This window comes from Formosa sediminum, assembly GCF_007197735.1.
GTDB classification, from domain to species: Bacteria; Bacteroidota; Bacteroidia; order Flavobacteriales; family Flavobacteriaceae; genus Formosa; species Formosa sediminum.
The window spans coordinates 178,271-200,694 of record NZ_CP041637.1; the positions used below are offsets into that span (position 1 = coordinate 178,271).

21 protein-coding genes are annotated in these 22,424 nt (G+C 30.8%); 10 read left to right on the forward strand and 11 right to left on the reverse strand.

Translation table 11 applies throughout. The annotated features are described in order from the left end of the window. Positions 1 to 11: 11 nt before the first annotated feature. The 7 genes from FNB79_RS00820 to FNB79_RS00850 all read right to left on the reverse strand — a co-directional run bounded on the left by FNB79_RS00820 (position 12) and on the right by FNB79_RS00850 (position 11,357). On the reverse strand, positions 12 to 3,110 hold the full coding sequence (locus FNB79_RS00820) for a SusC/RagA family TonB-linked outer membrane protein (protein ID WP_143379492.1): 3,099 nt from the start codon (positions 3,108 to 3,110) through the stop codon (positions 12 to 14). Positions 3,111 to 3,361: 251 nt separating this feature from the next. Then, positions 3,362 to 6,157, reverse strand: a complete 2,796-nt coding sequence (locus FNB79_RS00825) for a helix-turn-helix and ligand-binding sensor domain-containing protein (RefSeq protein WP_143379493.1) — start codon at positions 6,155 to 6,157, stop codon at positions 3,362 to 3,364. Between the two features lie 308 nt (positions 6,158 to 6,465). Further along, positions 6,466 to 6,945 (reverse strand): DUF4625 domain-containing protein, encoded by a 480-nt coding sequence (locus tag FNB79_RS00830; protein ID WP_143379494.1) that lies wholly within the window; start codon positions 6,943 to 6,945, stop codon positions 6,466 to 6,468. 53 nt (positions 6,946 to 6,998) lie between these two features. Then, a complete protein-coding gene (locus FNB79_RS00835; RefSeq protein ID WP_221932588.1) occupies positions 6,999 to 7,784 on the reverse strand; it encodes a DUF4625 domain-containing protein in 786 nt (261 codons plus the stop codon). 29 nt (positions 7,785 to 7,813) lie between these two features. Further along, entirely contained in the window at positions 7,814 to 10,183 is a 2,370-nt protein-coding gene (locus FNB79_RS00840; RefSeq protein ID WP_143379495.1) for a TonB-dependent receptor, read from the reverse strand. 220 nt (positions 10,184 to 10,403) lie between these two features. Beyond that, positions 10,404 to 10,721, reverse strand: coding sequence for a hypothetical protein (locus tag FNB79_RS00845; RefSeq protein WP_143379496.1), 318 nt, complete (start codon positions 10,719 to 10,721; stop codon positions 10,404 to 10,406). 141 nt (positions 10,722 to 10,862) lie between these two features. Then, positions 10,863 to 11,357, reverse strand: a complete 495-nt coding sequence (locus tag FNB79_RS00850; RefSeq protein ID WP_143379497.1) for a GNAT family N-acetyltransferase — start codon at positions 11,355 to 11,357, stop codon at positions 10,863 to 10,865. 338 nt (positions 11,358 to 11,695) lie between these two features. Between FNB79_RS00850 and FNB79_RS00855 the strand changes: the two genes are divergently transcribed. From FNB79_RS00855 to FNB79_RS00865, 3 genes are all read left to right on the forward strand, one after another. Further along, on the forward strand, positions 11,696 to 12,649 hold the full coding sequence (locus FNB79_RS00855) for a sterol desaturase family protein (protein ID WP_143379498.1): 954 nt from the start codon (positions 11,696 to 11,698) through the stop codon (positions 12,647 to 12,649). A gap of 105 nt (positions 12,650 to 12,754) precedes the next feature. After that, positions 12,755 to 13,705 carry a hypothetical protein gene (locus FNB79_RS00860; RefSeq protein ID WP_143379499.1) on the forward strand — a complete coding sequence of 317 codons (951 nt, stop codon included), beginning with the start codon at positions 12,755 to 12,757 and terminating at the stop codon, positions 13,703 to 13,705. A 37-nt stretch (positions 13,706 to 13,742) separates the two neighbouring features. Beyond that, positions 13,743 to 14,435 (forward strand): hypothetical protein, encoded by a 693-nt coding sequence (locus FNB79_RS00865; protein WP_143379500.1) that lies wholly within the window; start codon positions 13,743 to 13,745, stop codon positions 14,433 to 14,435. 23 nt (positions 14,436 to 14,458) lie between these two features. On the opposite strand, the gene FNB79_RS00870 is transcribed toward FNB79_RS00865, so the two are convergent. Next, positions 14,459 to 15,031 carry a hypothetical protein gene (locus FNB79_RS00870; RefSeq protein ID WP_143379501.1) on the reverse strand — a complete coding sequence of 191 codons (573 nt, stop codon included), beginning with the start codon at positions 15,029 to 15,031 and terminating at the stop codon, positions 14,459 to 14,461. Continuing rightward, positions 15,024 to 15,542 (reverse strand): DUF421 domain-containing protein, encoded by a 519-nt coding sequence (locus tag FNB79_RS00875; protein ID WP_143379502.1) that lies wholly within the window; start codon positions 15,540 to 15,542, stop codon positions 15,024 to 15,026. The genes FNB79_RS00870 and FNB79_RS00875 overlap by 8 nt, the downstream gene beginning before the upstream one ends. 219 nt (positions 15,543 to 15,761) lie before the next feature. On the opposite strand from FNB79_RS00875, the gene gntA reads away from it, so the two are divergent. The 5 genes from gntA to FNB79_RS17115 all read left to right on the forward strand — a co-directional run bounded on the left by gntA (position 15,762) and on the right by FNB79_RS17115 (position 18,062). Further along, a complete protein-coding gene (gntA, locus tag FNB79_RS00880) occupies positions 15,762 to 16,442 on the forward strand; it encodes a guanitoxin biosynthesis heme-dependent pre-guanitoxin N-hydroxylase GntA (RefSeq protein ID WP_143379503.1) in 681 nt (226 codons plus the stop codon). 13 nt (positions 16,443 to 16,455) lie between these two features. Further along, positions 16,456 to 17,043, forward strand: a complete 588-nt coding sequence (locus FNB79_RS00885; RefSeq protein ID WP_143379504.1) for a DUF1989 domain-containing protein — start codon at positions 16,456 to 16,458, stop codon at positions 17,041 to 17,043. 129 nt (positions 17,044 to 17,172) lie between these two features. Continuing rightward, positions 17,173 to 17,571 (forward strand): VOC family protein, encoded by a 399-nt coding sequence (locus FNB79_RS00890; protein ID WP_143379505.1) that lies wholly within the window; start codon positions 17,173 to 17,175, stop codon positions 17,569 to 17,571. A 21-nt stretch (positions 17,572 to 17,592) separates the two neighbouring features. Beyond that, entirely contained in the window at positions 17,593 to 17,895 is a 303-nt protein-coding gene (hpf, locus tag FNB79_RS00895; protein ID WP_143379506.1) for a ribosome hibernation-promoting factor, HPF/YfiA family, read from the forward strand. 23 nt (positions 17,896 to 17,918) lie between these two features. Next, positions 17,919 to 18,062, forward strand: a complete 144-nt coding sequence (locus tag FNB79_RS17115; protein ID WP_185967819.1) for a hypothetical protein — start codon at positions 17,919 to 17,921, stop codon at positions 18,060 to 18,062. A 95-nt stretch (positions 18,063 to 18,157) separates the two neighbouring features. Here the strand turns inward: FNB79_RS17115 and FNB79_RS00900 are convergent, their stop codons facing one another. Both FNB79_RS00900 and FNB79_RS00905 read right to left on the reverse strand, forming a co-directional pair. Further along, entirely contained in the window at positions 18,158 to 19,051 is an 894-nt protein-coding gene (locus tag FNB79_RS00900; protein WP_143379507.1) for a diacylglycerol/lipid kinase family protein, read from the reverse strand. After that, on the reverse strand, positions 19,048 to 20,004 hold the full coding sequence (locus FNB79_RS00905; protein ID WP_143379508.1) for a phosphatase domain-containing protein: 957 nt from the start codon (positions 20,002 to 20,004) through the stop codon (positions 19,048 to 19,050). Before FNB79_RS00905 ends, FNB79_RS00900 begins: the two co-directional genes overlap by 4 nt. Before the next feature lie 336 nt (positions 20,005 to 20,340). Between FNB79_RS00905 and FNB79_RS00910 the strand changes: the two genes are divergently transcribed. Beyond that, positions 20,341 to 20,997 carry a TetR family transcriptional regulator C-terminal domain-containing protein gene (locus FNB79_RS00910; protein WP_143379509.1) on the forward strand — a complete coding sequence of 219 codons (657 nt, stop codon included), beginning with the start codon at positions 20,341 to 20,343 and terminating at the stop codon, positions 20,995 to 20,997. 9 nt (positions 20,998 to 21,006) lie between these two features. Further along, positions 21,007 to 22,311, forward strand: coding sequence for an ABC1 kinase family protein (locus FNB79_RS00915; protein ID WP_143379510.1), 1,305 nt, complete (start codon positions 21,007 to 21,009; stop codon positions 22,309 to 22,311). Positions 22,312 to 22,424 lie beyond the last annotated feature (113 nt).

Below are 22,424 nucleotides of genomic sequence, written 5' to 3' on the forward strand. Positions count from 1 at the left end.
TTTTTAAAGTTTTATAAATCGATGTTAACCCCAAGTAAGAATGTTTTGGTATTTGGATAAGCAGAAAGTTCTATCCCTGATGTTCCGCTAGCTCCTGTAGACCCGCTAGTCCCCACAACTTCAGGTGTAAAACCAGAATATTTGGTAAACATAAATGGATTTTTTGCAGAGGCATAAATTCTAATTCTTGAAACTTGATCAATAACTTTAGGAAGTGTATACCCTAGAGTAATATTATTAATTCTTAAATAATCTCCATCTTCTAAATAGTAACTTGAGGCATACGAATCTTTGTTAGCACCTGGATTAACATTTGTAGAGCCTTCTCCAGTCCATCTGTTTGCAAATGTATCTTGTGCTATATTTTCTCCGCCATCTATTGTGGTTCCTTTTAATCCGTTGTATACTTTATTCCCACCGGCACCAAAAGCATCTAAAGAGAAATCAAAATCTTTATAGTTTACAATGATATTAAAGCCAAAATTATATGTAGGAATATAAGAGCCAAAGTATTTTTTATCTTCATCGTCGATAACTCCATCTTCATTTTGATCTTTATAACGTAAATGCCCAGGAGATGGCGTACCGTAATGTGTATTGTTATCTATCTCGTCTTGATTTTGCCAAACACCATCTGCTTCCCACATCCACCAAGCATATATAGGCTGACCTTCTTGTAGTCTTTTAGTTACTTGTCCGTTAGAAAGGCTTCCACCTGTTTGTCCGTCGTAAGCAGATTTTACATTTTCAACATTATTATCATTATTAGAAAATACAACTCCAACACTATAAGATAAATCATCAGAAATATTGTCTTTCCAATTAAACTCCAATTCAAATCCTTTGTTTAGCACTTCTGCACCATGATCGTAATAATTAGATCCTTCTCCTGAAGTATATACAGGTGTTACATTTAAAATTGCATTTTCTGTATTTCTATTGTAGTAGTTAAAACTACCTGATAATCGTGAATTATAGGCTTGAAAATCTAGTCCCACATTTGTTTCTTTAGTAATCTCCCAAGAAATAGGATAAATAGAAGCTCCTAAAGCGGCACCATATACTAAATCTTGATTTGCTCCAAACACATAATTTACATTACTACTGCTTGTAGATGTTGTATAAGTTGACACATTAAAAGGAACGTCTGAGTTTCCTAATTTACCCCAACCAGCTCTTATTTTTAAAAAATTAAGATTCTTTATATCACTTAAAAACGGTTCTTTGGTTAACACCCAACCGGCACTAAAAGAAGGGAAATTTCCAAAATACTCTGTGTTATCATCATTATTAAATGTGCTTATACCATCTCTACGCATGTTAGCTTGCAAGAAATACTTTTCGCCATAATTATATTGCAATCTACCATAATATGATAATTGATGTGTTGGTGTGGAGTTAGACTGTTCTGACGTCTGATCATAATCATCTGACGCAAAATTGATACTCCAATATTGTGATTTTTCAGGAACATCGTAAGCCAATTGATAGGTACTAAACACATCATTTTTGCTTCCTTTAGTAAGACCAGCCACCACATTAATAGTATGTTCTCCCAGTTGCTTATCAAAAGTTAAATAATTATCCCAATTGTATCTATAGCTTTCTGAAGTAGAATAAGACAAACTGTTATCTGCATATGCTGTTGTTGTGGGATTGGCTGCTTTTAAGGCATTAAAATCGTCTTCATCTTGCCCTGTATTAGATGTTAAATATTGTGATTTAATATCGTTAAAAGATCTTGATTTATAGTACGTTTTAGTTGCCCCAAAACGAGAATTAGCTTTTAAATAATCGGTTAATTTAACTTCAATATCAAACGAGCCTTGTAAATCTGTTGTTTCTGCTTTTTGATTATAATAGTAAACCGTTGCTAAAGGGTTACCAATAGAGTTTAAACTATTACTACCTTGGTAAGCAACTTGACCTGTAGTGGGATCCCAGTCTGGCTGACCAAAACCTCCATTCTCATAATAGGTAGGTACAATTGGAGCTTGTTTGTAAGCTTCATCAAACGCTGAAGATGGTTTAGGTGTTTCTTTAGAAAATGAACCACTAATACTTTGGGTTAATTTAACTCTATCATCAAAAAGGTTAAAAGTTGTATTAGATCTTAAAGTGTTACGTGTTAAATCTTGACCTTCTAATATACCTTCTTCATTATAATTATTTAAACTCACAAAATAGTTAACATAATCATTCGCTCCAGAAATAGAAACATTATTACTATTAGAAAAGCCTACCTGCGCTAACTCATCGTACCAATCTGTATTGTAAGGTTGATCTGTTGAAAGCAGACTTGTAGATCCTAATGCAGTTTGTACTTCATTAAAATAAGTTACATACTCTGAAGCACTTGCCATATCTACAGGGTTTAGCATACTTGTAGCTCCATAATAAGAACTTAAAGCAATTTTAGCCTTTCCTTGTTTTCCTTTTTTGGTGGTAATAAAAATCACACCATTTGCAGCATCCATTCCATAAATGGCAGCCGAAGCTGCATCTTTCATAACATCCATCGTTTCAATATCTGAAGGGTTGATGTTGCTAATACCACTTACTTGTATACCGTCTACGATATAAAGAGGTGTAGTTCCAGATGCTGCAGTACCTAATCCTCTAATCATTACTACCGGATCACTCCCTGGTGCGTTGGTATTAATTATACTTACTCCAGATAATTTCCCCTGTATGGATTGTGTTGCATTTACAGCAGGTTGCTTCAATAACTCATCAGACTTTATACTTGACACAGCTCCTGTAAGGTCTGATCTTTTTTGAGTACCATAACCAATTACAACAACTTCATTTAAAGCTTCTACATCTTCGGCTAATACAACATTAATAACACTCTGGTCTCCCACAGTTTTCATAATAGTTTTAAAGCCCATGTAGCTAAACTCTAATTGATCTCCTGTATTAACAGTAAGTGCATACTTACCATCAAAATCGGTTGAAGTACCATTATTAGTTCCTTCTACAATAATATTCACTCCTGGTAAAGGAATACCATCAGTTTTACTAGTAACAACACCACTAATTTCTATTTCTTGTGCAAAAGCAGAAATTGAAAAAAACAGTATCAATAATAGACTAATCTTTGTTTTCATATTAGTTTTATTAATAAATTAAAATTCAGTTTTGTTTGTGTTACTAAATTATAACCTATTGTTAAATAAGGTTAAAATTCATTTACATTTTAAATACGTCATAGCGCATGAATACTACCAAAAAGCTTGAAAAAAACTTGTTTGACGTACTTTATCTTTTTAAATAAAACGTTGTAGTTGTTTAAGAATTAATTAAATGACGTAGTAATGACGTAGTCTTAAATTACAAATTACACAAAAATTGCATATATTTATTTAATATTTAACAAGTAGTCTACTACAGAAATATCATTTTCTAAATTTAACTTCTTTTTTAAACGATATCTATGGGTTTCTACGCCTCTAGGAGAGATATTCATTAAAGGTGCAATTTCTTTTGAAGATAAATTCATTTTGATGTAGGCACAAATCTTTAAATCTTTAGGCGTAAGTTTAGAATGTCTAGCTTTTAAAGTTTGAAAAAACTCATCGTGTACTTGACTAAAATTATTTTCAAACACTTCCCATTCATCTTTAAGCACAATAGAATTATCTAGTTTTTTTAGAACTTTTTTATACGAGTAATGACTATTAAAACCATCTTTATTAGCTATTAAATCTTTCTTTATATCTTGAAGTGTTTCATTTTTCTTAACTAAAGCCATGGCATTATTTGCCAGTTGTTTGCTTTTAAGCTTGATTTCCCTTTGTAAAGCTTCATTTTTTAACTGAACAATTTGTTTTTCATTTTCTAAAGTTTTTTCTCTAAGTAATTTCTGTTGCTCTTTTTGATACTTAATTTTAATTAAGCGTTGTTGTTTAGCTATTTTTTTATTTTGCAGAATATAAAATATAGCTCCTATTACAACGGCTATAAAAGTATATAGTAGAAATCCCCATGTAGCGCGATACCACGGAGGAAGCACTTGTATTTGTAAATTTTGTAAGGGTGAAACATTCCCAGAATTTCCTCTTGCTCTAAATGAAATGGTATATTCTCCATCTTTAAGACTAGAAAATTCTACTTTATTACCATCTACTTTATACCAAATGTTATCTGTATTAGATATTTTATATTCAAAAAAATGATTAACAGATTTGGGTGAAGTTAAGGCAACAGTTATATTTTCATTAAAATTAAAAGAGACCTCATCATTGGTAAACCTAGAACGATTAATAGGTTCTCCGCCTACATATACTTTTTCTATAATTGGTTTTTGTAAATATGTATTAGAAGGTGATGTACTATTTATCATTATAAAACCATTGTTTAGGTTTAATGCACAAACAGAATCATTTATTTTAGACACATTTTCATAACCTATAATGTATCTGTTTTTTAAAAAATCGTCACTTAAAACAAGTTGATCTTCATCATTAGAAAATGATTTGAAATTGATAAATCCATCATTATTTTTCAAAGCAAAAAGATTGGTATCTTCTTCAGAAATAATATAACTGTGTTTGCCTAACTTTTCATTTAGCAAATTATACGGAATAATAGAGTCTAGGATTGGCTCATATTTTTGCCAACCTTCGTTAGTTTTAAAACTTATATCATTTTTAATATTATAGACTCTAATATTGTAATTAGAGCTTAGTCCTTTTTTCTGATAATCTTGTACGCTACTTATAGACTGATAATTTTCATCGAATATAATTTTGTAAATTCCTTTTGTTTCATGAGCGACCCATGCTGTATGTGGGTTTTCAAAAACCAAAAAACGAGTTGGCATAATAGCTTTATCAAAATGTTTTACCTCCCAATCGTTATCTTTTTTTTCAAATTTAACTAAGCCTGAATAGGTTCCCTGAATATAAGTGTTCTTACGTTCTGGAACTTTTTTAATTGTCCAACCTCCTGTAAAGTTTGATATTTTTTTAAATGAATTAGTATCTACTATAAATGTACCGTCATTATGACCGCAAAATAACTCATCTCCAATTAATGTTAAATCCCAAACCTGACCTTGAGAACCTTCAACAAATTCAAGTTTATCGTTTTTATTTAGTCTAAAAAGTCCCGTATTGGTACCTATATACATTACCTCTTTATATTCAATAATATCGTATACAGCCCCTAACTTCCCTGACACATCATTAAAAAAATAATTGCGGCTATTAAGTTCTATAGTTGCTATACCATTATCTAATCCCAACCAGAGGTTATCGTATTCATCTAAATCCTGACCTAAAACAGTATTATTTAATAAGCCATTTTCTTTACTAATATGAAATTTAATTTTCCCTGAAAAATCAGTTATATATACACCGTCTTTTATGGTTCCAAAAACCATTTCTCCGTTTTTTAAAACTGAAAAATCATTAAGTTGATGCTCTTTAATTTTTTCATTGATTTGGAATGGTGTTGGAATCAATACATTTTTAGACAAAAAATAACTCCCTTTAAGCGATGTAGTTAACAATAGCTTATCGTTATACTTATCTATAGATATAATTTTAGTATCTACAAGGATGTTGTTAAAATAAAAAGGTTGAAGTGTATTGTCTTTTAATAAAAAAACACCTGCTGTTAAAGTACTTACATATAAATTATCTTCTATTACACTAAATGATATAAGTATGGAATCGGATTCTATTTTCACAATACCATTAGCGTCATAGACGTAAATATTTAAAAATGAACGAAAGATTATTTTATCTTTAAACTTAACAATTTCCCAAATTTCTTCATTTGGGGAAATTTTATTGAGAATGGTATCACTCAAAGAATGGTATTTTAGAACACCAAAGTCGTCTTTTTGCCAATACCCAAATTCTTCGTAAGATCCTGTATAGATCACATCATTTACTGCTAAAACAGACCGCACAGTTGTTTTATTAGGTAATTGATATAATTTCCAAACCAAAGCGTCGTACTCTAATAAACCACTATCATTAGCGGCATACACCTTACCATTTTGTGCTCTTGAAACATCCCAATTTTGATTTCCTGCCCTATATTCTGCTAATGTAAAATTTTGAAGACTGGGAGAATATTGCGCATTTACAATTAAAATAAAAAAACAATAAAAAAATATAGTTAGAGATAGTAAACGTTTTGTCATTCTGCTTTGTAATCTTATTATTTTAAAATTTTACAACCGTATAAAATTAATCTTTTACCATGAGGCAAGAAACTTTAATAATTTAAAATTGACTTAAATTAAAACTACAGGATCGCTTTATGCAAATCACAAATCCAATTACTCATTACTATGTATGTAAAAAAAACGTAAAACTTACTAATTCCGTTTTACGTTTTTTTATTAAATATTATATCTAAAAATAGATAGAAAAAACCTAAAATCACTTAACTGCTTATAAGTTACATATTAACTATTACACAGCGTAAAAACAGGTTATTAATATACTATTATTCTACTATTTTAATATCTACAGAGGTTCTAGACTGCCAACCTGTTTCATCGGTAACCGAATATGCACAATGGTAATCTCCTGTATCTACATCACTAGGTATACTTACTGTAATGTTTATTTCATAACTCATTACACCATCTTCAATATTGTAATTTTCCAATATGGTTAAAGGATTAACGGCTTCTTTTTCATCATCGAGCACACAAGATTCCTCTTGGTCGTCGTGTGTATGGTGATCAAAATTATTATGTATGTCTATACTATAAGCAGCTAAGGCTTGATTGTCTGTCACTAAAGCTTTAAAAACGTAGGTTTCACCACGTTGAAGCACTTCGCAGGCTTGCGGAAAACCATCATCGTAATTAATAGTTATTGTAGGTTTTTCTTCGTCTATATCTACAGAATCACTGTCTGAACAAGCTCCTAAAAGGAAAAGAAGAAGAATTATATAATTGTATTTAAATACTAATTTCATGTGCTAAAAATATAAAACCGCATAGCCTAACACTATGCGGTATAATGAGTGTATTAGGCTGTAATATCGATATGTGTTTCGTATTCAACGATGTTACCATCTTCATCTTCAATAGTAAAGGCTACATGATATTCTCCCGCTGGAGCAGTTGCAGGAATATCTATATGCTCATGAAATTCTGCTTCTGTTAACTCATGATAATCAGCAAAAACTTCTTCGTAATCCCATTCTTCTTCACCTTCACCAACTTCAAGATCATGCGCATGAATATCTACACTAATTTCATGAATGCCGTTAACAGCAGTTACTAAAAATTCAGCATGGAAATCTTCACCACGTGCTGCTGTTTCTTCAATATCAATATCACTTAATGAAATAACATCCATAATCTCTAGGTGACCTTCTGAAATTGTACTGTTTCCTAAAGCATCTACAACAATTAACTCAACATGATACTCTCCAGCTAAAATATCTGAAGGAATATCTACATGCTCGTGAAAAGTTGGGTTAATAACTTGGTAAGATGCATCGTCGTAAACTTGTTCAAAATCCCATACAATGGCATCATCAGTATCTGTTAAATCATGCGAATGTATTTCTAAGGTAATACTCGCTACCGTGGCTTCAGCATAAATATCGGCTTCTACATGAAGGTCTGAACCTTTATAAGCTACAGGTTCTGTAGAGTGTTCACTACCTTCCCCAAATTCAAAATCGGAAATTACTGGTGCACTTATTACAGCGCCGTCGTCGTCACTACTACAAGATTGTAAAAACAATCCTAATGAAAGGATAATTGCTAAAAACTTAAATTGTGTGTTCATCATTTTTGTGTTCATTGTTGTTGATTTTAATTAATTATTAATATTTAAAAAGGTATTGTTACGGATAGTGATAGATTTCTTCCTGCCTCTGGAACATCTATTAAACGATAGAAACTCGTGTGATCAAAGTATTTTGTGTTGAATACATTGTTTAGTTTTAATCGTATTGGTATAGGTAAATTAGTTTTGAAAAGGTCCAGTTCTGCTAAAAACGACATATTAAATAATTGATAGCCATCTGTAACTTCTTCTGGCGGTACAATCTCGTCTTGCTTTGCTGTAATTTTATATTCAGCTATAACTTGAGGTTGTTTTAACACTGAAACATTTTTAAATTGATATCTGGCTGAAAACAGTGTGGATAGCGGCGGTGAAAACGGAATTGAAAATCCTTCTTTTGGCCCACTAGTTTGTCTGGAATACACATATTCTGCTGCAGCATCTAACTGTAAGTTTTTAATTAGTGTTGTACTGGCTCTTACCTCACCTCCTATTCTAAAAACTTTACTTTGGGTATATTCATAAATCTGTAAAGTTTCATAATAACTAGACGTAGGGTTTAAATAAATAAAGTTGTCAAAAAGGTTAACAAACGGACTAACACCTACGCTAAATGTTTTGGTAGTATGATCTATGTCTAAATCTAACTGGTAAGAGGTTTCTGGATCCAGATCTAAGTTTCCTTTCTCGTAGCGATACATGTGGTAATTCACACCATCTGATGCTAACTCATTAGCTAATGGCATTCTAAAACTTTTACCTACATTTAGTTTAAAAGTAGTTTGATTTAGAATATAACTTACACCTACAGAGCCACTAAAATTACCAAAGGTTAGGGTTTTATCTTGCGCTCTTTGCGTATATACATAAGAAGTTGTACCATCGTCATTTGCGACAGTTGAAGGGTACCAATCAAAATAAGCTTTAGTATCTGTAACTCCATAGTCGTAACGTACCCCAGCTAAAAGATGAAAATCTGGAGTTAGCTCATAAGTATCAAATGCAAAAACACCAACCGAAAATCTGTTATATTCTGGAATTAAAAATCCCCAACCACCAATATTATTATCCTGATATTCTAAATTTACACCTAAAACAATATCTTGTTTATTTTTATAACTAAAGGCATCTTTAATATTTAATGCGTAGGTATTTTTATTAAAATCTCGCTCTAAAGTATTGGATGGTTTTGGCATATATCCATGAGCTACAGCTTCTGAATGTTCTTCTCTATGATTATTTTGATAGCCTAAATCCAATAAAAATGTATGCGCGCCGTGCTTAAGCGATGTATTATTGGTGATTTTGAAATGATTTACAGTATGATATGGCAAATCGACATCTCGACTAGAACTATCGTAATCAATATCGGAAACAATGACTTCCAAACCATGAGCATTTGCGAAAAACCCGTTTTTAGCACTTACGTTACTAAAAGTTGTTTCCGACTGTATATTATCATTAATATAGCCTAAACTAAAACTAGCATCGGCTTCATGCCCAGCTGTATTTCTTAAATTATTGTCGTGTAAATTAAAAATGTAATTTTCGTAACTAATTTTATCTGTAGGGACTTTATAATCGGCATAATCTCTATACGTTAATCTAGACCTATAAAACCAATGATACTTTCTACCAGTAATTCCAGCAGATACCCCGAGTAAATCATTATTACTTTCGGCTAACACATTTACCTCTCCTTTAAACGAATGTACTAATGGAACGCTATTGGGCTTAATATCTACAACTCCCGCAATAGCATCAGAGCCGTATACTAAAGATGCTGGACCTTTTATAATCTGGATATTCTCAATGCCATATTGGTCTATTTCTAAACCATGGTCGTTCCCCCATTGTTGCGCTTCGTGTTTTATCCCATTTTGTACGACTGCAACACGATTAAATCCTAAGCCTCTAATTACGGGTTTAGATTGCCCCGACCCAATATTAATTGTACTTACACCCGGAATTTTACTCAGGGTTTGCATAAGGCTATTCTCTCGGTTTTGATCTAAAAATTCTTCAGAGACAGCAAACGATACCACAGGAGTTTCCATAAGCGCTCTTTTTTTAGATTTACCATGGACTTCAACTTCTTCTAAATTTGTGGCAGATTCTTTTAAATACACAACAACCTCTTCTAGCTCAGGACATACATCTATCGTAATGACTTTAGATGCATGTCCCATACTTGTTATAGTTAAGGTGTATTCGCCTTGTTTTACATCTTTTAATGTAAAATGACCTGAACTATTTGTTATAGAAAACAAATTATATCCACTAATAGAAACGCCTTCTATAGGTTGTAAAGTGTTTGCATTATACACAACACCTGTTACTACAAAAGTGTTTTGTGCATACGCTATAGTGCATAGGCTAAAAAATAGCCATACACTAATTATATGTTTAAGCATATTGAAAATACTATAAGATTTGAAAAACTGTTCTCTAGAACGAGAACCTATATTTAAACCTATACACTGGTTTTTAGAGCAACACCTGTATGTCTATTATTTGAAACACGTATATTAAATGCCTATGCTTTGGTATTATGCAACACCACAAACAGCACATAAACATCTATATTACAAACAAATACAAACTAACGTTAACTTAAAAAAATGTATAGTAAACTTATAGTAATGCGGGCGGAGGTCTACAAAAAAGCGAGTTATTAGCAATCGCATTCGAATGAATGTAATTGTAATATCGTCTTAAATCTTGAGTAAATACATACTCTTTAATTTCGAAAGAAAAATTAACGGATTCAGGCGCAACTATAGGCGTAAGATTTATAACTGTAATATGATCACAAATTACACAATGTAAGACATGATCGCTATCTTCTAAATCGTGAGAATGAGCTAAAGCATGAAGCCCCACCATTTTCATAGATAGAAAAAGGAATAGGAATATAAACGTTACACTATTTTTAATGCGACTGGTTCTCATTAGCGCACTAAAATATAAAATAAAGTTTATATACTAACATTTAAATTAAAAAAATAAAAATTGTTTTTGTTAATAACGGATTAACCATTAAAATGCGACAACATTTGTTTCTATAAATACTAGATATAAATAAGGTTAATCTTACTCTTTTAATATTAATTGCATAAAATTTAAATCTAACCAAGTATTAAATTTATATCCAACTTCTTTAAAAACACCAATTTCTACAAATCCGAATTTTTTATGAAATGCAATACTTCCTGCGTTAGAAGCATCTACTCCAGCAATCATGGTATGAAAATTATTTGCTTTTGCTATTGAAATTAATTCTGTCAACAATTTTTTACCGATGCCTTTAGCTCTTGCTTCGCGACTTACATATATTGAGTGTTCTACACTAAACTTATAAGCCTCCCATGGTCTAAAAATACCATAAGTTCCAAAACCTAAGACCTCACCATATTCTTCGGCCACGATAACGGGCATGTTATCTTTACATTTCTGATGAAACCAATTGAGTTGATATTGGTAAGTTCTTTCATTATAATCGTAAATGACGGTAGAATTAAGGATTTCATAATTTACAATCTCTACGATCTTAGAGACATCCTTGATTTCTGCAAATCGTATATTCATGTGTAAGGGAAAATATTATTTAAGTAGATTTTAAAACATCATTACAAAACAGATTCTTGGTTATTTTTATAGTTAAATCCCAAAAACAATCCAGATCATTTATGATAATTTAAATAAACATCTAAGCTTAATTATAGATAACAAATATAGTGCGTTTAACTAAAAACAATTATTATAGGGAATAAAAAAACTTAAATTTCACTTTAAAAAATATTAGTATTAGCGTCACAAAAACAGTAACACAAACTGGTCTTAATTAATAAAAGTTTAATAACATCTCACTGCTTTAGATTTAATATAAAGAAAAATAAACCATAAATTGCGACAAAAGATAATTTATGGATTTTACTAACCCTTTAGTATATGGTGTCCCTTGTTTTTTAGGTTTTATAGCCTTGGAGTTAACCTATAGTAAAGTTTTTGATGATAATAAAGAATTATACAGCAAGAAAGATTTAATATCTAGTTTGTCCCTTGGTGTTGGTTCTGCTGTACTTGCAGCACTTATAAAAACAGTATCGGTTTTACTTGTTTTTAATTTTGCTTACGACCTTTTCAACCCTATTGTAGATGGTGTTCGCACCAATATTATGGGCTGGGAGTCTTTTGGATATGCTTGGTACATTTGGGCAATTTGTATGCTTTTAGACGATTATACCTACTACTGGTTTCACAGACAAAACCATATGGTTCGGTTTTTATGGGCGGCACATATTGTACACCACTCTTCAGATAATTTTAATTTTGGTACAGCTGTAAGAAATGGTTGGTTCACCCTTTTTTACAAGCCCTTCTTTTATGTCTGGATTGTAATTATCGGGTTTCCTCCAGAAATGTTAATGGTATGTTTAGGTTTTGAATCGCTTTGGCAATTTCAGTTACATACACAATACATAAAAAAACTAGGCTTTTTCGATAAATTCTTAAATACCCACACGATGCACCAAGTACATCATGCCAGAAATTTAGAATATATGGATAAAAACCATGGAGGTATTCTTAATATATTCGATAGAATTTTTGGAACATGGAAAGAATTAGATGAATCTATAGCTATTGAATACGGAGTAACTTCGCCCCCAAATTCTTATAATATATATGTTATTTTAACCCACGAATACAAAAACATTTGGGCAGATACTAAGAAATCTAAAAACTGGTATCACAAATTTATGTACATCTTCGGACCTCCTGGTTGGAGTCACGATGGGAGCACTTTAACAGTAAAACAAATGAGGGCTCAAATTGCTAAAAATGAAGCTGAAACCAAATTAAAAACTGTTGTATCTTAAACTAAAAACAACATATATAAAAGAAAGAAAGTAGCTGTAAAAGTTACTTTTTTTCTTTTTACACACAACACCTTCTGTATTAAAACACCCTATTTCCTATTACACATGAAGACACTTTTAAAACTTCTATCTATTACAGCATTAATTGTACTATGGTCTTGTGGTTACAAAAACACAGAAAAAGATAAACATCCTGACCTCCCTATTTTCCCAGAACACACTAATAATAAAATTAACATTAAGCCATTCCCTTTTATAACAACAGACCTTTATTATAATACAGATTACATTTTTGCCAATACCGATAATGGAGAATTACGAATTTTAGATCGCAATTTTAAAACCATAAATCAATTAGCTATACAGGTAGATCTTAAAAGCATAACCAACCAAGGTGACATCTATAATATAGAGACTAAAGGTGACAATATTAAGACTTTAAAGTCTGTTTATAAATTAAGTAGTGAGAACAATTTCAAACCAGAAAAACTTGAAATTAAAACTGTTTTTGCTAGAAGTTTTCATAAAATCAGAGATTCTTTAACAACTCATTTAAAAGAAAAAAGCAAAACTTACATAGACAGTATGTACACTCTTGAAATTGAAAAAGACAAACAAAAAACACTCGCCAAACTTACTGAGATTATAGAACATGTAGATGCTATGGTACATTTAGAACATATTGAAGTTGATATTCTAAAATATAAAAATAAAGATGTTGCATTATATAGTAATTTATTATTCTTTGATGAATTAGAGGATATAAAAAAGAAAAAATACTTGCCAACTGTACAACGCATAACACACATGCAAAAAAGTCCTATTTCGTTTGATAAAGTCGTTCTGGATAACTCGTATTCTGGAAACCATCTTGTTGGAGGTTTCACGCCTATTGGTTATAATTATATTGCATTAAAAGTAGACAATCAAACAACAAAGTTTAAGATAAAAAATGCAGATAATGGAGACGGCATACATATATTAAATACTAGTAAGGATACCATTATATTAAATGATAATACTTATCAATTATTCTATGCTACAGTAAAAAAATAACAAATTAATTTTCAATAAATCATCTCCTAAAAAAATAATGCAATACGACTTAAATCATCGGTTTTATAAAAAAAACAAAAAAGAACAGCTTAAAATTCAATTCAGAATTGTACTACTAGCATTATGTATTATGGCGTTTGCATGCTTTATTTCCTGGTATACTGGTTTCTATTTTATTGCAGTAGCTACAGCAATAATCGTACTTACTATAATTGCACCGTTTATAGATACTCCCACAATGAAAGCAAGTGGAAAATTAATTTATTATTCACCTGTATTTATTACCGAGCCAATTAATGGAACTACTATACGTGCACATGGAGGAACTTTATTTGATTATGTGTTTGTATTAAGAAAGAGTATGACAGCTAATCAGAGAACAACTTACATTCTCCAGCAACAATTACAAGGATTGCTAAATTTTATAGATGCACACGATGTAACAACTAGTAATTTAAAAATTGTAGGCACAAGTTATATTATTAATGAAAAAACAGCTAAGAGATTAGGTTTTAAAACAGTTAATACAGAAGGTATACAACTCCTAATTTTATACTTTAATTATTTTAATATCCTACTTTCCAATTCCATTGCTAAAAACAAATTGGCTTTTCCTAAACTATCTAAAACCAAAACTTTCGAAACAGATTTAAATCAATTAAGGGCTTCTAAGGCTACAACTTCAAAATTAAACCAGCTCTTACAACAAAAATTAAAAACACTTAAATAGTATTACGTCTTGGAATAAATCATTTAAGAGTTGGTTTCAATATTTTCTTTTCCTTCTTCTATTTTTTCATCAGTTTCGGCTTTAGATAATAACGGATGATCTTTCTCTCCTAAACCTATTATCGCAATTAAATTAGTAACAGCATTATACAGCATCATTATTACCGTTATCATCATCCCACTAATTATTGATGTAGATGCTAATGTGGTCCAATAAATAATACTAAACCAAGACGTTGGGACATTTTCTGATTCTGAAATTGGTATATTAAAAAACTGAAAAAGAATTAATGCCGAAATAAATAACACCACATCAAATTTTGCTATACTTAAAACTTGCTGGTAATGCCGCTCTTTAATGGTGTCTTTAGATCCATCACTAACACTTAGCAGTGTAAGTAACAATGCCAAAATAGTAGCAGATGCTAATACAATAGTATTACAAAGCATGTTTAAACTATTTAACGATACTTTTAATAAGTGTCTAGCCTCATAACCAGATACATTCCCTAATAAAAACACACCTAAACCTGTAAATAAGGTAGCTAAAACACCACCATAAATGGCATTTTTATTGTTAGTGATAAAATCAAACATATAAATCTTCAGTATTTACATCTTTTAAAATTCGAGTACTTATATCTTCATTTTTCTGATTATGTATTACAGAGACATCACCAGTACTTTCAAAAATAACAGCTTTCACATCTTTAAAATTATGAACGTTTGCTTCTCTTAATTTTGCAATTAAATCGTCTTCACTCACATTACAACGTTCTAGCTTGCTGTGTAAAATCTTACCATTCCACATAATTATCTGTGGTTTATTAGTAAACAAACGTTTTATTATATCACTCTTTCTTACTAAAAAAGTAAATAAAGTTTGAAAACCAATAATTGTTGCTAATGCAATACCGCCTTTTAAAAGTGAATAATTGGTATTTAAAATTATGGAAGCTAAAACTGAACCTATTGCAATGGTAGAAGCAAAATCAAAACTAGACATTTTAGCAAAAGTTCGTAATCCAAAAACACGTGTTAAAATTAATATAAGTGTAAAAATTCCAAACACTGTAGCAATTAGCCAAAAGATTTCTGTAATAGTCATATCCATATATTTTTTATTAAATATACCTCTCAATCTGTTATAAAATTAATCCTAAAAGAAAAATTGAGAACGCTATCAATACTAAAAAACAAAAGTTATAATTCACTACAAATGAGGTAACAAAAAAACGCTTTGAGTAAAATTACTTACTGGTATTCAAATACATTTAGCTTATAAAACAACACCTTAATAATGTAACCTATTTTAATTATTATTAAAATGAATACAGTAAAACAAACACCAGAAATACGTTATACCGACATAGAAAATGAGTATAGAGAATTTATACTTACACAGAAACATCCTTGCGTAATGGCGAAAACGCTATTTATGCTTAATGATTATCATTTACATATTTATGATGATATGCAGGATACTATATGTATTAAAAACATACTAACAGATTTAGAACGTTTTATAAATCAATATGATTTCGATTCTAATACTTTTGAATCTTTTATAGCGGTTTTCCCTAACAACAAATTTAACTCGGAGTATGAGTTTGAAACAGCCTTATGGCATACATTACAAGAGCTACATAATTTAGACGATTCTGAATGGGATCCAACCGTGAGTGACAATCCCAACGATTCTAAATTTAGTTTCAGCTTAAAAGGTAGAGCCTTTTATATTGTTGGATTACACCCTAACAGTTCGCGTTTAGCTAGACAGAGCCCTTACACGACTATAGTTTTTAATCTACATTGGCAATTTGAGAAGTTACGTGAGATGAAAACTTACAAAAAAGTAAAAAAACGCATTAGAAAACGTGATAAACAATTGCAAGGCACCATTAATCCGACCTTAAAAGATTTTGGTAACGATACCGAAACCAAACAATACAGCGGTAGACAAGTTGATAAGGATTGGAAATGTCCTTTTCATAAAAAACAAAACTAAAAAACACATAGAGATGATTAATACAATTGAAAAACAAAGCGGAAAATCTTTTACACTTAGAAAAGGAGACCTTTTAACAGTTATAGACCCTAAAGGACAACAGGTAAGTGATATGGTTTTATTTAATTGTCATGATACAAACGAAAAAATATCTGCCGGAAAATCTATGGATTTTGAAGAAACGATCTTATTAACCACAGGTAATTATCTTTGGTCTAACCGGTCTCAAAAAATGATGAAAATTATTGAAGACACTAACGGCCGAAACGATTTTTTACTCGCACCATGTAGCCCAGAAACTTTTAGTATAATGTATAAGCATGACGGGTATCACCCAAGTTGTTTAGAAAACCTATATAAAAATTTAAAACCTTTTAATATTGATTTAGATCAGATTCCAACAGCATTTAATATTTTTATGAATGTGCAATTTCATTCTTCAGGAAAATTATCTGTTTTACCACCAACAACTAAACCTGGAGATTATATCACTTTTGAAGCACAAATGGATCTGATTGTGTGTTTAACAGCATGCTCTGCAGAAGATAGTAATGGTGGTTCGTTTAAACCCATACAATACACTATTAAGAAAACAGCATAACCCTATTTTAACTGTACAATCGCTAAAGATTTAGGCCGTATTTATTTGAGCTAAAATTGAACGTCTTACAGTTAAACCCATCACTACAAACATTATATCTTAGTACTATAACAAATAAAAATAATGATTATGAACGTACAAGCATATTTAGCCTTTGATGGTAATTGCCAAGAAGCGCTTAACTTTTATAGCGATATATTTAATGGTAAAATTATTAATAAACAAACTTATAAAGACAGTAAAATTGATGTTCCATTAAGTTTTCGTGAGAAATTACAGCATGCAGAATTAAAAGGAAAAGGCATACATATTATGGCCTATGATGCAGCTCCAGACACACCAATTAATCATGGAAATCAAATTCATATGAGTGTCGATTTAAATTCTCAAGATGAAGCTGAACATGTCTTTGAAACCCTCTCTGAAAACGGAAAAATACATCACGATTTTAGAGAACGCGAATGGGGTTATTTTGGTCGCTGTACAGACGAATTTGGTATTAATTGGATGGTAAACAGCAACAAATAATCTTTAAAACTTAAAACTATTATGCAAATTATATTTGAATATCACGATGTATCTTCTAGCGATGCATTAGAACAATTTACAACAGAAAAATTAGAAAAATTAGGTTCCAAATACGAAATGGTTATTAGAGCCGACGTATTTTTTAAAACCGAGAACACTTCTTCAGACGAAACGGGTAAAATCTGCAATATCAGATTAAGTTTACCTGGCCCACGCTTATTTGCAGAAGCGAGTCATGATAATTTTTCAGATTCTGTATCAGAGTCCGTTAGAGAACTTGAACGTCAATTACAAAAACGTAAAGAGAAAATGAGCACATATTAATTTAACTTAAAACACACACGCATATGAAACCTTCTACATTATTAGGTGCAGCATCAGCTATTATGAAAAATAAGAAATTGAAAATTGCTTTTGTTGCGCTACAATTAGGATATTTAGCATACAGTTATTTAGATAAGAGATCTGAAAAAAAGTTAGAATCTAAATAATTTAAATCAAGATAAACTCACAAAAAAAAGCCTTAACACTTATAAAGTGTTAAGGCTTTTTTTATATAAATTTTCAACTTAGCTATATTAAACAATTACACATATACATTTTGTTGAGTTGTTATAAACTTTACAGCGCCTTTTAAAAGCGAGACATCTAATGTTTTAAATGTGCCTATAACTTCACCATCCAATTGCAACAATCTGGGCTCATTAAATGTTATTTTTGCATGAGAGGTACTTATTACCGTATTATTTTCATTATCAATAAAAGCCTCATTGATACTCGAGAGACCAGCTTTAATTAACAGATTTGCATTAATTTTTTCAATTAAAACTATTTCAAAACGTCCATCCATGGGATTCCCTTCTTTATTTAAAGGCACGCCCGTTCCGTACTTTCTGCCATTACACAACCCTAGCATCACTACTTTTTTATGATACACTTTTTGGTTACAAGCAATGTTAACCTGAAACGGATCAACTTTATTTAAGGCTTCAATAAAGTGTTTAATATAAGTTGTCATTCCTCTACTAGTATCTTTATCGTAACCTTCAACAATATTAGCATTTATCCCAACATCGCCAATATGTATGGAATAATGTTCTTTATTAACACATACCAAGTCCAAATCTGTAATAATATTAGACATAATTATGTCTTTAAAGGCTTGTAGAGGGTCTTCAGAGACACCAAGTTCTACAGCCATTCCATTAGCAGAACCTAACGGAATAATACCCATACAGATATTAGTATTTAACAATGCTTTTGCTGTAAACAAAGTAGTGCCATCTCCGCCAACAGAAACTACTTTATCTGGATTAAATGTTTTTAACTCTGCTTTTAAATGGGCTTCATCATCTTGGCCCGTAGTCTTAAAAATTTTTAAATCTAAACCATAATTCTCACAAAGGGTAACTGCCTTTTTTATAAAAGGATTCTTATCTACTCCTCCAGAAATTGGATTTACAACAGCTAATAATTTCATATTATTTTATGCTTTAAATGCTCTATCTCTTCTAATATAGTTTCTGTATGTTCTGGTAAAAAATAAGATGCAGAAACTCCTGTTGCTAAAAGCGCCTCCCACATATTTTGTTGTGTTTGGTTTACATTTTCACCTGTTTGTCTAATGTAAACTTTTAAAATAAGTTCTGGGTAGGTTTTAGCTAAGGTAGTGTAAATTGACATATCTTTTTGACTATCGTCTCCAACAAAAACATAATATTTACTTCTAGAATGGGTAATTAAGAAACGAATGGCATTCAGCTTAAATTGTTCTGGCTTATGTCCCTTTAAAAGCTGATAAAAATTTAAATAAGGCGTTAAAACTAACATACCCAAAGGCAAATTGTTATATTTTATAAATGTGGTTAAGAGTCCGAATAAATTACTTTCACTTTTAGACACATAAAACAGCCTAGGATTAACCGCACTCCAAGCTTTAAATATATTTTTACTAAAATCAATTACTGTTCTTTTCTCTGGAATTAGAAATAATAAGGTTTTAATCCGTTTAAAAATATGTGCCGTATTAGAAACTAAAATGGTATCATCGATATCAGATATAATATCTAAACGACTTGCACTATCCGAAAATAAAATTGGATAATCCTGAACAATTTTTAAAGGCAAATCAGTATTTAAAAACGTAATACTAACCTCTGTTTCCATCTTGTTATTAGCAATCACTTCAAACCTGCCGTGAGCATCGGTACGCGTATGTAAAGTTTCTGTAGGTGTTTGTATACAAATTTCTTGATGTGCACACACCGGTATAAAATAAGATTGTAATACATGTATGGCATTACGTAGAGCTTGTCCTTTTTTATTCTGAAACTCTTTTTGCCCTTTAACCACCACACCCCTGTACCATGTTTGTTGAGCTGAAAGTTTTAAAATTGATAATTCCCAAACCGATGCTTTTTTACTGTAAACCATAAGGTATTTTTAATTCAATTAAAAGATATAAAACTCAAAGGTCTCTTCAAAAATTAAAGCTTAGCAATATTAAATTATCATGTATTTTAATATCATAAGTAAGTAAAATACTACTCCCAAAATGCATATAAATTTAATCATACAATTCTTAAAAACTAAACTTAACTCATTGAACATGTATTAGTTTGTCTAAGAAAAAACATGTATTTTTTAGTTATAGTTAAACGTATTTCACAAAAGCGTTAAATTCAATATAAAACCTCAGCAAGTATTCATTTTCTAAATAATTACATCGTAAATTTATAAACTGGCATATTACAAACACAACAATTTATCATGGCAAAAAAGAAAATTCTTACAAAAGAACACATCATAGATTTTTATATGGATTATGTTTTAGAACATAACCAACAACCTAAAACGGTTTACGCTTTTGCAAAAGTCAATAATTTTGAAGAATCAAAATTTTATGAATTTTTTGCTTCATTTCAGGCTGTAGAATCTGAAATTTTTAAAGCTTTTTTTGATAACACTATAGGTCTGCTTTTGCAAAGTGACACCTACGATACTTTCGATCCTAAAAGCAAACTTTTAAGTTTTTATTTTACATTTTTTGAAAACTTAACAGCTAACAGAAGTTATGTTATGTTTGCTTTAACTCAGCATCAAAATAAATTAAAAAATCTAAAATGCTTAATAAAACTCCGACAAGCATTTATAAATTACATACAAAATTTAAACATTGAAGTTATTGAAACCAAACAGCAGCATATTGATAAATTTCAAGAAAAAGGCTTACAAGAAAGTGCTTGGGTACAATTATTAGTAACAATAAAGTTTTGGATGGAAGACGACTCTAAAGGATTTGAAAAAACCGATATTTTTATTGAAAAATCTATCAATACAAGTTTTGAGTTTTTAGATGTTGCCCCCTTAAAAAGTTTACTTGATCTAGGTAAATTTTTATTTAAAGAAAAAATGCAAATGCAATAGGAAGACGATATGAAAGCAATAAATAAAATTCCAACCTCTAAGATAGAGCGGGCTTCTAAACTTGTATCTACAGGTGCTAAAATTGGTGTAAATTACATTAAATATTACGGCGACAAAATCACTAAGTCTGAAGGAGAAGCCAAAGATAAACTTAATGAAAATAATGCTGCCGATATTTATGACGGGCTAAAGCAACTTAAAGGTAGTGCATTAAAAGTTGCACAAATGTTAAGCATGGAAAAGAGTATTATGCCACAAGCTTATGTAGAGAAATTTTCGTTAGCACAATTTTCGGTTCCACCTTTATCACCTCCATTAGTTTTAAAAACCTTTAAAAAATACTTTGGAAAACTTCCAGAAGAAATGTTTGACACCTTTAATGTCAATTCTGTAAATGCGGCTAGTATTGGGCAAGTACATATTGCTGAAAAAGATGGAAAAAAGCTAGCTGTTAAGATTCAGTATCCTGGTGTTGCAGATAGTATTGCTTCAGACCTTGCAATGGTAAAACCTATTGCCATGAGTATGTTTAATATTAAAGGAGAAGGTTCTGACAAATATTTTAAAGAGGTTGAAAATAAACTTATAGAAGAGACAGATTACATTTTAGAAGTAAAACAAAGTCAAGAAGTATCTGAAGCTTGCGCACATATATCACATCTAAAATTCCCTAAATATTACCCTGAATGGTCCTCAGAACGTATTATTACAATGGACTATATGGAAGGCGAACATTTGTCGGAATTTACTTCACACAACACCAATCCAGAACACTCTAATCAATTAGGACAAGCGCTTTGGGATTTTTACATGTACCAAATTCATGTCCTAAAGAAGGTACATGCAGATCCGCATCCAGGAAATTTTTTAGTCTCTAAAACAGGGGACTTGATTGCTTTAGATTTTGGATGTATGAAACATATTCCAGACGATTTTTACATTCCGTATTTTGAATTGGCACTTAAAGAAAATATGAATAATCCGGAATTATTTCAGGCAAAATTGTATGAACTTGAAATTTTAAGAGCCGATGATAGTCCTGAAGAAGTAACCTTCTTTACAGCCATGTTTCATGAAATGTTAAGTCTTTTTACACAACCCTTACATGAAGAAATATTTGATTTCTCGAACGCCGAGTTCTTTAAAAATATAGCCGATTTAGGAGAAAAATACTCAAAAAACACTCAATTACGTAAACTTAATGCTAACAGGGGCTCCAAACATTTTATTTATATGAATAGAACCTTCTTTGGCCTATATAATTTAATGTTTGATTTAAAAGCAAAAGATGTAAAAATTAATACCTGGATGTAAATTATTATTTAAATAGAAGAGCAACAAATTACTAATAAATTAGATAATGTCTATTTTAGAATATTGTTTTTAGGGCTCTTAATCAAGAAATGTTATAGCAAATGTATTTTTAG